The sequence below is a fragment of the Micromonospora sp. NBC_00821 genome, from assembly GCF_036347035.1.
GTDB classification, from domain to species: Bacteria; Actinomycetota; Actinomycetes; order Mycobacteriales; family Micromonosporaceae; genus Micromonospora; species Micromonospora hortensis.
The window spans coordinates 3,228,145-3,240,448 of sequence record NZ_CP108880.1 but is presented as its reverse complement, the minus strand read 5'-3'; the positions used below and the strand labels follow the sequence as shown (position 1 = coordinate 3,240,448).

The 12,304-nt window shown below is 71.1% G+C and carries 12 protein-coding genes; 6 read left to right on the top strand and 6 right to left on the bottom strand.

The genetic code is table 11. The annotated features are described in order from the left end of the window. Positions 1 to 85 precede the first annotated feature (85 nt). Positions 86 to 262 (top strand): hypothetical protein, encoded by a 177-nt coding sequence (locus OHB44_RS14655; protein WP_238677404.1) that lies wholly within the window; start codon positions 86 to 88, stop codon positions 260 to 262. A gap of 16 nt (positions 263 to 278) precedes the next feature. On the opposite strand, the gene OHB44_RS14650 is transcribed toward OHB44_RS14655, so the two are convergent. Beyond that, positions 279 to 2,081 carry an acyl-CoA dehydrogenase gene (locus tag OHB44_RS14650; RefSeq protein ID WP_266302801.1) on the bottom strand — a complete coding sequence of 601 codons (1,803 nt, stop codon included), beginning with the start codon at positions 2,079 to 2,081 and terminating at the stop codon, positions 279 to 281. Positions 2,082 to 2,234: 153 nt separating this feature from the next. Here OHB44_RS14650 and OHB44_RS14645 point away from each other — a divergent pair, with 153 nt between their 5' ends. From OHB44_RS14645 to OHB44_RS14630, 4 genes are all read left to right on the top strand, one after another. Further along, positions 2,235 to 2,657: an MmcQ/YjbR family DNA-binding protein gene (locus tag OHB44_RS14645; RefSeq protein ID WP_330441012.1), complete on the top strand. Its 423-nt coding sequence runs from the start codon at positions 2,235 to 2,237 to the stop codon at positions 2,655 to 2,657. Between the two features lie 181 nt (positions 2,658 to 2,838). Continuing rightward, positions 2,839 to 3,876, top strand: a complete 1,038-nt coding sequence (locus OHB44_RS14640; RefSeq protein WP_330441011.1) for an SMP-30/gluconolactonase/LRE family protein — start codon at positions 2,839 to 2,841, stop codon at positions 3,874 to 3,876. Between the two features lie 90 nt (positions 3,877 to 3,966). Then, positions 3,967 to 4,566 (top strand): DUF4291 domain-containing protein, encoded by a 600-nt coding sequence (locus OHB44_RS14635; RefSeq protein ID WP_238684910.1) that lies wholly within the window; start codon positions 3,967 to 3,969, stop codon positions 4,564 to 4,566. A 79-nt stretch (positions 4,567 to 4,645) separates the two neighbouring features. Then, positions 4,646 to 5,341, top strand: coding sequence for an alpha/beta fold hydrolase (locus OHB44_RS14630; RefSeq protein WP_330441010.1), 696 nt, complete (start codon positions 4,646 to 4,648; stop codon positions 5,339 to 5,341). A gap of 50 nt (positions 5,342 to 5,391) precedes the next feature. Here the strand turns inward: OHB44_RS14630 and OHB44_RS14625 are convergent, their stop codons facing one another. The 3 genes from OHB44_RS14625 to OHB44_RS14615 all read right to left on the bottom strand — a co-directional run bounded on the left by OHB44_RS14625 (position 5,392) and on the right by OHB44_RS14615 (position 8,903). Then, positions 5,392 to 6,657: an MFS transporter gene (locus OHB44_RS14625; RefSeq protein ID WP_330441009.1), complete on the bottom strand. Its 1,266-nt coding sequence runs from the start codon at positions 6,655 to 6,657 to the stop codon at positions 5,392 to 5,394. Further along, the gene (locus tag OHB44_RS14620; RefSeq protein WP_330441008.1) at positions 6,654 to 7,274 is read right to left on the bottom strand and encodes an ArsR/SmtB family transcription factor; all 621 of its coding nucleotides are present in this window, start codon (positions 7,272 to 7,274) and stop codon (positions 6,654 to 6,656) included. The genes OHB44_RS14625 and OHB44_RS14620 overlap by 4 nt, the downstream gene beginning before the upstream one ends. Before the next feature lie 63 nt (positions 7,275 to 7,337). Beyond that, on the bottom strand, positions 7,338 to 8,903 hold the full coding sequence (locus OHB44_RS14615) for an LLM class flavin-dependent oxidoreductase (RefSeq protein WP_330441007.1): 1,566 nt from the start codon (positions 8,901 to 8,903) through the stop codon (positions 7,338 to 7,340). Between the two features lie 114 nt (positions 8,904 to 9,017). On the opposite strand from OHB44_RS14615, the gene OHB44_RS14610 reads away from it, so the two are divergent. Beyond that, positions 9,018 to 9,620 (top strand): MarR family winged helix-turn-helix transcriptional regulator, encoded by a 603-nt coding sequence (locus OHB44_RS14610; RefSeq protein ID WP_238684915.1) that lies wholly within the window; start codon positions 9,018 to 9,020, stop codon positions 9,618 to 9,620. A gap of 93 nt (positions 9,621 to 9,713) precedes the next feature. Here OHB44_RS14610 and OHB44_RS14605 read toward each other — a convergent pair whose 3' ends face one another. Next, complete coding sequence (locus OHB44_RS14605; RefSeq protein ID WP_330441006.1) at positions 9,714 to 11,225, bottom strand: phosphoesterase; 1,512 nt, start codon at positions 11,223 to 11,225, stop codon at positions 9,714 to 9,716. Between the two features lie 234 nt (positions 11,226 to 11,459). Then, complete coding sequence (locus OHB44_RS14600) at positions 11,460 to 12,122, bottom strand: hypothetical protein (RefSeq protein WP_238684917.1); 663 nt, start codon at positions 12,120 to 12,122, stop codon at positions 11,460 to 11,462. Positions 12,123 to 12,304 lie beyond the last annotated feature (182 nt).

The following is a 12,304-nucleotide window of genomic DNA, read 5'->3' as shown; positions in this document are numbered from 1 at the left end:
TGCGGCGCGTGCATGGTGTCGGCCGGACGGGGAACGAGGAGCCGGGGCCGGCCGCACCAGGCGCGGCCGGTTACGGGAGGTCGACATGCGCGCGCTGCTCTGGGTTGTCGGCGTGGTCGCCGGCGTGCTGATCCTGCTCGGGTTGATTCTCGAGGCGGTCCGCTGGCTGATCATCATCGGTGTGATCGCGCTGGTGATCGTGATCGTCTGGGGCGTCGTCAAGGGGCGGCAGGCCGTGAGCCACCAGTCCCGCCGACGGTGAACGGCGGCGGGACCGGTCAGAACCAGTCCGGGCGCATGTCGAGCGTGGTCCGGTCCCGGCTCTCCAGCAGGTCGAACTGCGGGCCGGTCCGGGGCAACTCGACGGCGAAGAAGTAGCGGGCGGCCTGCCTCTTGCCAGCGTGGAACGCGTCGCCGGCACCCTCCGCCGGCAGCGCCAGCACCTGCTCCAACCACATCCATGCGATCACCACGTGCCCGACGGCCTCCAGGTAGGCGCTGGCGTTGGCCAGCGCGAGCACCGGGTCACCGTCGGCCCACAGTCGACGGGTGACAGCGCTGACCCGGTCCACCGCGGCGGCCAGCCGGTCCGCCAGCTCGGACGCCTCTCCCCCGACCTTGCGGGCCCGCTCGACAGTGTCACCGATCGTCGTGGTCAGCAGGGCGAGACCAGCGCCGCCCTGCATGGTCATCTTGCGCCCGAGCAGATCCAGTGCCTGGATGCCGTGGGTGCCCTCGTGGATCGGGTTGAGCCGGTTGTCCCGGTAGTGCTGCTCCACGTCGTGGTCGCGGGTGTAGCCGGCACCTCCGAGCACCTGGATCGCCAGGTCGTTGGCGGCGAGGCACCACTGCGACGGCCAACTCTTGGTGATCGGGGTGAGCACATCCAGTAGCAGGTGCGCGCGCTCGCGGTCGGCCTCGGCCGGTGCGGTCTTCTGCTCGTCGAGCAGCCGCGCGCAGTAGAGCACCAGCGCCAGTGCCCCCTCCACGTAGCTCTTCTGGGCCAGCAGCATCCGTCGTACGTCAGGGTGGTCGATGATCGGCACCTGCGCGGCGGCCGGGTCCTTCGCGCCGACCGGCCGGCCCTGCGGCCTCTCCTTCGCGTACGCCAGGCTCTTGAGATAGCCGGTGTAGCCCAGCGCGGTGGCGCCCGCCCCGACCCCGATCCGGGCCTCGTTCATCATGTGGAACATCTGCGCCAGACCCTGATGCGGCGCGCCGACCAGGTGCCCGACCGCTCCGGCGCGACCAGCCGGGGTGTGCGCGCCGTCGCCGAAGCTGAGCAGGGTGTTCGTGGTGCCCCGGAACCCCATCTTGTGGTTGAGGCCGGCCAACGCCACGTCGTTGCGCTCACCGAGCGACCCGTCCGGGCCGACCAGCACCTTCGGCACGATGAACAGCGAGATGCCCTTGACGCCGGGCGGTGCGCCCGGGATGCGCGCCAGCACCAGGTGGACGATGTTCTCGGCCAACTCGTGGTCGCCACCGGAGATCCACATCTTGGTGCCGAAGAGCCGGTACGTGCCGTCCGCCTGCGGCTCGGCGCGGGTCGTGATGTCGGCCAGCGAGCTGCCGGCGTGCGGCTCGGACAGGCACATGGTGCCGAAGAACCGGCCGTCCAGCATGGGCCGGACGTAGGTGTCCACCTGCTCGGGGCTGCCGTGCGCCAGCAGCAGGTTGGCGTTGCCCAGGGTGAGGAACGGGTACGCCGAGGTGGCCACGTTGGCGGCCTGGAACCAGGTGAAGCACGCAGCCGCTACGGCGTGCGGCAGTTGCAGGCCGCCGACCGTGGCGTCCAGCCCGGCAGTGAGCAGGCCCGTCTCGGCGAAGCTGTCCAACGCCGCGCGGACCTGCGGGATCAGCCGCACCCGCTGCCCGTCGAAGGTGGGCTCGGCCAGGTCGGCGGCGCGGTTGTGCGGGGCGAACTGCTCGGTGGCCACCCGCTCGGCGAGATCCAGGGCGTCGTCGAAGGTCTCCCGGGAGTGCTCGGCGTAGCGGGGGCGCTCGACGAGCTCGGACACCCGCAGCCACTCGTGCAGCAGGAAGTCGAGGTCACGGCGGGAGAGCAGGGTGGACGGCACGGCACTCCTCAGCGGGCACGGGGGCGGGTCGGGCCGGGGCGACGGCCCACTGTCGCCCCGCCCATCCTGGCGGATCGACGGGGCGCGCACCACCGGCCCGGGTGGGGTTCGACGAGCGGAACTTGTCACACCGACCGGTTAGCGTCGTTGTCCGTGACCGCACCCGGAGACGTCCCGCCCGAGGTTCTCGACCGGCTGCGGCCGATCTGTCTCGGGCTGCCGGAAACCTACGAGGAGCCGGCATGGGTGGGCACCCGCTGGCGGATCCGCAAGCGGACCATCGCCCACGTGCTCACCGTCGACCCCGATCGCCAGCCGGTGCACGCACGGGCTGCCGCACTCGATCAGCCCGCCTGCCTGCTGACCTTCCGGTCGCCACTCGACGAGATCGCCGGGCTCCTCGCCACGGGGCACCCCTTCTACAAACCGGACTGGAGTCCGAACGTGATGGGCATGGTCCTGGACGAGAACACCGACTGGGAGGAGGTGGGTGAGTTGCTCACCGAGAGCTACTGCGTGATGGCCCCGAAGCGGCTCGCCGCCCGGGTCGGCCCCCCGGCACCGCCGATTGGGTGAGCGCCGGGGCGCCCTGCCGCCGGTTGAGCGTCGGTGTCCTGCGACCGGCGGTTTCGGCCGGCACGCTCCGGGGATACCGCGCCGGGCGGCAGTGGCCGTTCGTTGCCGGCTAACCGGACGGCCGCCGACGTCGGTTACCGGCTGAAGCCGAGGCGCCGCCGAAGGGGTGAGGAGCAGGTCCATGTCGTCGCTGCCCACCGAGGAGGATCACCGGTTGACACCGGTGTTCCAGGAGGACCGAGTGTGCACGGGCGTGTCCACAGTGGGCGAGCGGGTGTTCCTGAGCTACCCGTCGGCGGATCGGCCCGGCGTACAGGTGGTGGAGGCGCTGCCGGACGGCCGTCGTGTCCCCTACCCCGACGCCGCGTGGAATCGTGCCGACCAGCCGCCGAGCGGGGCGTTCGTACACGTCAACGGATTGCGCGCCGGCCCGGACGGCCGGTTGTGGATCGTCGACTCGGGTTCGCCGCGGTTCGGCGGCGCGCAGGTGCCGGGCGGCGCTCGGCTGATCGCTGTCGACCCGGACGACGACCAGGTAGAGCGGGTCTACGACCTCGACGAGGCAGTGCACCCGGGCAGCTACGTCGACGACGTCCGATTCAATGGCCGGATGGCCTATCTCAGCGACGCCGGGGCGGCCGGCCTCATCGTGCTCGACCTCGACTCGGGTCGGTCGAGGCGGGTGTTGGACGGGCATCCGAGCACGGCGGGCGGCCCGGTGGTCGCCGACGGGCGCGTGCTGCGTGACCCGGACGGCGCCGAGGTACGCCTGCACGTGGACCAGTTGGAGGTGTCGCCGGACGGTCGCTGGCTCTACTACCAGCCGGCCTCCGGCGGGATGTCCCGGATCGCCACCCGCTGGTTGGACGACCCGTCGGTGTCCGCTGTGGAGCTGGCCCGGAGGATCGAACGCTGGTGTGACACACCCAGCACCGGCGGCACTGCCATCGACGCCACCGGCACCATCTACCTCAGCGACCTGGAGCGGCGACGCGTCCTGGTCCTCGCTCCCGACCGCAGCGTACGGACGCTCGTCGCCGACCCCCGGCTGGCCTGGGTGGACGCGATGTGGCTCGACGCCGATGCCCGGCTGTGGATGCCGGCGGCCCAACTGCATCTGACCGCCGGGCTCAACGGCGGGGTCTCGGCCGTCGACTACCCGGTCCAGATCTATCGGATGCCCGTTGAGATCGGGCCGCCCGCCCAAGACCACGCCTGAGTGCTCAATCCGGCGGTCCACAACGGGTCTCCCCGGCCCGGCTACGAAAACCCGGTGGAAAGGCGCGGTCCGGTGGGCGAAGATCGCAGGGTGTCTGTTCCTGCCCGTCAGATCCGTGCTCGTTTCTCGGCCGACACGATCACCGTGTACCAGGCGTACCCACCGGAGATCGCGCTGCCGGCGGTGGCCGCCGGTCGCTTCGTGGCCCCCTTCAAGCGCGACCGGATGACCTGGATCAAGCCGTCGTTCCTGTGGATGATGTACCGCTGCGGTTGGGCCACCAAGCCCGGGCAGGAGCGCGTGCTGTCCATCGACATCACGCGGGAGGGCTTCGAGTGGGCGCTGGCGCGAGCCTGTCTGAGTCACTACGACAAGGGCCTGCACGGTGACCGGGCGACGTGGTCGCGGCAACTCAAGGCCAGCCCGGTCCGGGTGCAGTGGGATCCGGAACGGACACTGCACCTGAGCGCGTTGCCCTACCGGTCGTTGCAGGTCGGGCTGTCCGGCGAAGCCGTCGCCCGGTACGTCGACGACTGGACGGTCAGCGTCACGGACATCACCCCCGCTGTCCACCGCGTACGGGAACTGGTGCGGGCCGATGACGTGCGGGCGGCCACGGACCACCTGCCGGCCGAACGAAGCTATCCGCTGCCGAGGCAGATCGCTGCCCACCTCGACGCCACCGGCTGACCGTTCGCGATCACCGGTCCCGGCCCGCGCCTGGTAGCGACGTATCGGGGCTGTCGGAGGGTGCCGCTAGGGTCCGCCCATGGCTGATTTCGTGTTGGTGGCGGGTGCGTGGCTGGGATCCTCGGCATGGGACGAGGTGGTGGCACCACTGCGGGCGGCCGGCCACGGCACCCACCCGCTGACCCTCTCCGGCCTCGCCGACCGGCGGAATGTGCCCGCCGGGCAGCAGACCCACGTTCAGGACATCGTCGACGAGATCGAGCGCGGCGACCTGCACGACGTGGTGCTGGTCGGGCACAGCTACTCGGGCATTCCGGTGGGTCAGGCCGCCGAGCGGATCGGCGAACGGTTGAGCCGGGTGGTCTTCGTGGATTCTGAGGTGCCGGTCGACGGTGGGTCGTTCGCCTCCGGCTGGTGGCAGGGGCAGGCCGCCTTCGAGGCGCAGATCGCCGACAACAACGGTTACTGGGCTCCGCTCGGCCCGGCCGACGTCGACGGTCAGGGTCTCACCGACGAGCAGGTCGCCCGGCTGATCGAGGGCTCCACGCCGCATCCCGGGGCCACGCTGACCGAGCCGGCCGTGCTGACCCGGCCGTTGGGTGAGCTGCCGGCGACGTACGTCAAGTGCCTGCTCGACGGGCCTGAGCCCAACGACACGGTGGCGAAACTGCTGACCAGCGACCACTGGCGACTGGTCACCATGAACACCGGCCACTGGCCGATGTTCTCCCAGCCCGCCGAGCTGGCTCGGATTCTGTTGGCGGAGGCCGGCTGAGCTTCGCTTGCGAAGGCCGCAGAGCCAGGTCGGCCGTACGCCGGCAGCCCTCAGGCCGTGTCGATGGTCTGGATGTGGCGCACCGGTGACGCGAGCAGCCACAGCACGGCGAGCACGCCACCCAGGCCGGCGATGGCCAGGGTGGGCCGCAGCCCGATGGTGGTGCCCAACGCGCCGCCGACCAGCGCGCCGAGTGGTCGGATGCCGTAGTTGACGGCGCTGTAGGCGCCGGCCCGGCGTCCGAGCGCGTCGGCGGGTGTCACGGCGATGAGGAGGGCGTTGAGATTCACGTCCATCAGCATCACCCCGATGCTGGAGACCAGCTCGATGGCCGCCAGCATGGCCACCTTCGTCCAGGTGGGTCCGGACACCAGGGCGGTCAGCGCCAGCGGCGCGGGGAAGAGCACCGCGCCGATCATGGCGGTACGGCCCAGTCCGATGGCGCGTGAGACACGCGGCGCGAGCGCCGCGCCGATGAATCCGCCGATCGCCCCGAAGCCGAGGGCGATGCCGATCGCGCCGGCCGACAGGTCGAGTTCGCGGCTGGCGTAGAGCACCAGCAGCGCGCCGGCGATGAAGGTGAAGAAGTTGACAGTGCTGGTGCAGCCGAGGGCGGCCCGCAGCACCGGGTGCCGCAGTACCAGCACGAGCCCTTCGCGGACCAGGCCGAGAGTGGACGTTCGACGCGGCGGCGGCGAGGGCTCGGTCACCGGGATGCGGCTGAGCAGCAGCGCGGAGCCGAGGAAGGAGACCGCGTCGACGACGATCGCGACCGGCGCGCTGAGCGCCTGAACGAGGCCACCGCCGACGGCCGGGCCGGCGATGAAGGAGAGCGACCGGCTCATGCTCATCTTGCTGTTCGCGTCCACGTACGCCGATCGCGGCACCAGGCCGACGAAGAACGCCTGCCGCGCCATGGCGAAGAGCACCGCTCCGAAGCCGGTGAGCAGTGCCACCAGGTAGAGCTGGGTGAGGGTGATCGCGTCGAACAGGTAGGCCACGGGCAGGCTGAGCAGCACCGCGGCGCGGATCACATCGGCGATGATCAGCAGTCGCCGCTTGTGGGTGCGCTGGTCCACCCAGGCGCCCAGGAACAGGCCCAGCAGGTTGGGCAGCCAGATCAGCGCGGTGAGAACGCTGACCTGCACGGGTGTGGCGGTGAGCAGGGTGACGGCGATCAGCGGTAGAGCCAGTTCGCTGATCCGATCGCCGAAATGGGAGATCGTCTCGCTGACCCAGAAGGTGCGGAACCGCCGGTCTCGGTGCAGGGTCGGCGGGGGCCCGGTGTCGGCGGAGGCGTCGATGGCGGCGGTCACGACGTGGCCGCGTCGTCGTCGCTGGGCTCGGCCGGGGCTTCGTCCGCCGGCTCGGGCAGCAGGTAGCGCAGCATCCGGACGATCCGCGCGTCGGCCGGGGCCGACTCCTCTTTGCGTCGCACGTACGGGGCAATCAGCTCTTCAATGGACTCCTCCAGTTGCCGCAGTTCGTCGGCGGTGGCCACGAACCGGGTGTCGGCCATGCCGGCCAGCGCGCGCCACTCGGGGTGCAGTCGGGGCTCCTCATGCAGCAGCCACTGCTGGGGTGCGTCGGCGTTGCGGGCGAACATCTCCGCGCGGAGCTGCTGGACGGCGGACTGCCCCTCGGTGCCCTCGGGGGCGGTGAACCGGAAGCCTCGGGCGACGGCCTGCCACCAGCGTTCCCGCTTGCTGGTGGCGCCGTCCCAGTCATGGACCAGGCCGAACGTCGCGAGGTGCCGCAGGTGCCAGCTGACCACCGACGGCGTGGCGCCGACGTGCGGTGAGAGCCCGGTTGCCGTGGCCGGGCCGTGCCGCTGAAGGTGTTCGAGGATCGCCAGGCGTACCGGGTGGGCCAGCGCCCGCAGCGCCTGCGGCTCGGTGATCTCGAAATCCCCGTACGGATTCTTGAGAGACATGTTTCGAGAGTAGTCTCTCAGATTAGATCGGGGCAACCCCGAGCCGCCGCAGCGGCGCGGTGATCAGGCGATGCCCAGCCGCGCCAGCGGCTCCACCAGCTCCCGCTCCTCGTAGCTGAGGTGCGACAGCAGGGCGTCGGTCAGCAGGTCCACCGCAGCGCGCAGCTCGGCGATGCCGTCCGGAGACCCGACGTACGCGACCAGCGCACGATCGACACCTTCCAGCACGTCGTGGATGGCGTGATGCTCCTGCTCCAGCCGGTCGACCACGGGGCCGAGTCGGGGGTCCCGCGCCCGCAACCGGGGAAAGAGCGACTGGTCCTCGATCGTGTGGTGGGTGGTGACGATGCGGCAGTACGACTCGCAGTAGACGCCGAGCGTCCACCGGTTCTGCCGCATGGTCATCGTGTTGATGTGGGAGCGGGCCGCGCCGGCGTCGATCTCGCCCGCCGCCACCTGCTCGATCAGGTCGTGGATCTGGGCCAGTTCGGCGCGCAGGCCGTCGTGGATCTGCACGAGGTGCGCGCCGGTGGCCTGCTCCTGCGGGGTGTAGGTGCGCTCCGGGTCGGGCGTTGGCCCGGTCGGCCGGGCCGACTCGTCCCACACCTGCTGCTCGCTTCGCCGTACGCCGTCGTCCGGGGTCGGCACCACGGCGAACGCACCACCGGTCGCGGTGGCGCGGCTAGCCCGCGCGGGCGGCGCAGCGACGGGCTCCGGCTCCGGCTCCGGGGCCGCGTCCCGGTCACGTTCGGCGGCGACCAGCTCGCGGACGGCGGGGGCCACCTCGCCGGCGAAGCGGCGCAGGTCGTCGGGGTCGTCGCTGCCCAGGATGAAGGTGCCGACACCCTCCTCCAGCGCCAGTTCGGCCAGCTCCTCGGCCCACTGCTCGGCGGGCCCGTTCAGCGGGCCGCGCCCGACGGTCGAGAACTCTCCTGCGATGTTGAGCAGCCGACGCACGTCCTGCGGGGACCGGCCGGCCTGCTGCGCGGCGTCGTCGATGATCGCGTTGCCCTTGGTCAGATCACCGGGCTGGAGGTAGCCCAGCGTGGGCAGCCAACCGTCGGCCCGACGACCGGTGAGCTGGAGCATCCGGGGCTTGTACGCACCCAGCCAGATCGGCACCGCGTGGGCCGGAGCGGGACCGCGCTTGGCGCCCACCACCCGGTAGAACTCGCCGTCGACCCGCACGCCGCCGCGCGTCTCGACGTCCCAGAGCTGACGGACGACCTCGATGGCCTCCTCCAGCGCTCGTACGCCCTGGCCGGGGGTCAGCCGTCGGCCGCCCATCGCCTCGATGGCATCCCAGAACGCCCCCGCCCCGAGGCCGAGGCTGATCCGGCCACCGCTGAGCCGGTCCAGGCTGGCCACGCTGCGGGCGAGGACCGCCGGCGGGCGCAGTGGCAGGTTGGTCACGTTCGCCGCCAGGTGCACCCGGTTGGTGCGGGCCGCGACGAAGCTCAGCAGCGTCCAGGTGTCGAGGAACGCCGGCTGGTACGGGTGATCCTGGAAGGTGACCAGGTCCAACCCGACCTGCTCGGCCAGGACGGCGACACCGACCGCGCGGTCCGGGTTGTCAGCGCTGGGCGTGACGAAGGAGCCGAAGACCAGGTCGTGGCCGTAGTCGCTCATCTGCGAGCCTCCCGATTTCCTCGACGCCTCGGACGATGCGTCGCAACCTTAACCTTATGCCACACAGAACATCTTCTGCCAACAAGGTCTTACTCACTGCGCTATTGTCGGGGCATGACGGGTGCCACTCACCGGCCGGACCGGCCCGATCCGCTCGACGACGACCTGGGCTGGATGCTCGGGATCGTCTTCCGCGGCTACGTCCGGGCGGCCGAGCACGCGCTCACCGACTTTCCCGGTGGCCCGCGCGGCTACCAACTGCTCACCGCGGCCAGCAACGGGCCGGCCCGGAACCAGGGCGCCATCGCCGAGGAGATCGGCATCGACCGCACTGTCCTCACGTACCTCATCGACGACCTGGAGCGGCCCGGGTTCGTCGCCCGGCGCGCGGACCCGGCCGACCGGCGCAACCGGCTGATCGAGGTCACCGACGCCGGTCGTGCCGCCTGGGAGCAGCGGCGGTTGGCACTGCGGCAGGTCGAATCGCACCTGCTGGGGGCGCTCACGTCGACCGAGTCGGCGACGCTGCGGTCACTGCTGCAGAAGGTCGCCTGCTCGGCGCAGGCGGTGGACCCGTTGCGCGACCTCTGCGAGGTGGTCACCCAGGTGCAGGCCGAGACTACGACGGCGGCACCCGCTGCGCGCCGGACCGGCGCCGCGGCGGCGCGGAGCGGGCGGACCGCCACCCCCCGAGCCCGCCGCAGCAGGCCCGACTGACCTGCGGAAACCGCGGGCGGGCCTGCCCCACACCGCCCGACGTCGTCAGTCGAGCGGTGCCGGACAGGCCCGCGATGTCGCTACCGCACTCGGTCAGCGCACGTGCACGAAGACCGGGTTCGAGTAGAACCACAGGTCGTCCCACGGGCTCTCCAGCCCGTCGGCGAGCGGCTCGGCCTCGTCGGTGCTGGTGCCCCGCACCCGCGCGTAGGTGTCCGCCTCCACGTTGCGCAAGGTGTGCCGGATGACGTAGCTGTCGCCGTGCCGACGCCAGTCCCGCGGGCCGAACCGGGCCGCCACAGTGGTCGTGGGGTTGGTGTCGGCGTCCAGGCTGGCGCTCGGGCCGGTGATCTGGCCGACGATCAGGTCGACCCGGCGGACCTCGGGCCGGTCACCGTTCGCGTTCACCCCACCCAGCGGGCGGAAGGTGATCTCGATCTCGACATCGGTGCGGCTACGACGGCTCACCGTGATCGTCTCGCCCACCTCGGCGGTCCGGCCCTGGGACGTGGCGGTGACGTCGAGGCTGCGGATCAGGTCACCGGTGGTGACCCAGATCCGGCCGTTGCGCAGGCCGTCCATGATGTCGCCGTAGTCCTGGCGGGCGTGCACGTACGTCTTGCTGTACTCGCCCGGCCAGAAGTCGGAGCCGCCCCGGGTCCAGTGCACGTGTGAGTCCGAGGTCGCGGTGATCCACCAGCGCCGGCCCTCGCCGAGCAGTGAGTCCCACAGGCCGCCGACCCGGGCGGTCATCTGGTCGAAGCCGCCGTAGGTGGGGTGGTTGCCGTAGCCGCCCCGCTTGCCGCCGTTGAGCGGGCCGGCCTGGTGACCGGGCGCGCCCTCGAAGCCGATGTAGACGTCCGGCGCGGCATTGTTGCCGTTGCGGAACTCGCGCGGGGTGTCCTGACCGTAGACGCCGAGACCGGGCGCGGAACGAGACGCGTGGTGGGCGATCACCAGCGGCTTGTGCGGCATGCCCCGGGCCACCTTGAGGAACTCCACCATCTTGGCCTCGGTGTCGCGGGCCGGGTCGGTGGGGAACGCGTCGTACTTGGCGAACCGGCTCTCCAGCTCGAAGAGCTGCTTCGCCTCGTCCTCGTGACGCGGGATCATCAGCGTGTGGTGGTCCAGCGAGGGCGCGTCGAACTCCATGCCCCAGAACTGGAGCACCTCGGGGACCAGCTTGCGGGACCGCAGCAGGTCGGGGTACGCCTGCTCGATGTTCACCTTCGAGTGGGTCGGTCCACCGTGGTCGGTGCACATCGCCCAGGTCAGGCCGAAGTTCTTCGCCATGATGGCGTTGGTGACGATCGGGTAGACCGCGTCCGCGCCCTTGTGGAAGACGATCGGGGACTTCGTGGTGTCGAACTCGCCGCTGTACTCGGAGTGGATGTGGTGGTCGCCCGCACGCCACGCCCGGTTCTTGGAGTTGCCCCGGTCGGTCTTGTCGTCGTCACCCGGTCGACGGGTCTCGTCGGCCCAGGCCGCGCCGGAACCGACCAGTGGGCTGGCCGCGGCCAGCGTCGCGCCGACGCCCGCGTACTTGACCAGCTTGCGCCGGGACAGCTGCGCGTGCTCGGTCTCTTCGGGATGTCTGTCTCTCACCTGAGAGCCTCTCCTCGATCAAGCGAATGCTCTTTCGATCAAGGAGCCTCGGAGAGGGCGGTGAACAGCCGCCGTACGCAGCTGGTGCGCACGATGAACACCCTGCCCCGGCCTGCGCGCATCGTCGGGTGGGGCAGCAGCGGGTCACCCCGTGCTCGCACAGCGCCCAGTCGGGACCCGTACGACGTGTCCGGGTCAGGACACCGGACGACCGGTGCCCTGCCGACGGTCCGCTCAGATCCGGGCGCGCGGCAGCCAGCCCAGAAAGCGGAGCCGGACCCGGGGCAACGGCATCGTGGGCAGGTCCTGAGCGGCGGCGACGAGGCAGGAGCCGAGATAGACCGCGAGGGAGGCGCGCGCTCCACCGAACTCGGCGAGCAGTTGGCTCTGCTTGGTGGCGCAGGGCCACTCGCGGCCACATCCCGTGCAGGTCCAGCTCGGTGGGTTGGGGAGGTGCTCGGGCAGCTTGGCGCGGCGGTACCGACCGACGACGCTGTTGTCCGAGCGCACGTCACGTCGCCGTGCCGCGGGCCCTTCGTTGCGGTGGGCCACCGGACGGGCACCGGGCAGGTAACGCCCGACGGTGCCGAAGAGCACGCCGACGCGGATCAGGGCGTCCGGTCCGACGTGCTGGGTCAGCAACGCGGTCATCAGATAGTGCCCCAGCAGGTCGAAGGCGTCACGGTGCAGACGCAGGTCGCGGCAGAGGTCGACGAACTCCGGCGTGGTCAGTGGCACCCGGTCGTCGAGCGCGCGGCGCAGCACCTCGCGGAGCCCACGCCCGAGCCTCTCCAGCGCGTCCCCCTCGCCCAGACCCAGGCTGTCCTCGTCCGCCACCCGGGCCAGCGCCTCGGCGACGGCCAGCCGAACGACGCGGTCAGGATCGGTACTGTCCAACGTTTCCCCCTCCGTGGGTCGGCCTCCCGGCAGTGACCCGGTCATCCTCCGACGAATCATGAACAAGATTTCGCTGTCGGCCACGAGGGTGGCTAGGACAGCAGACGCAGAACCATGTGGCGCGCTAGTCGGAAAACGAAGTCGAGCTGCCGACACGTCGCGGTGATTCGCGGGACGGCACG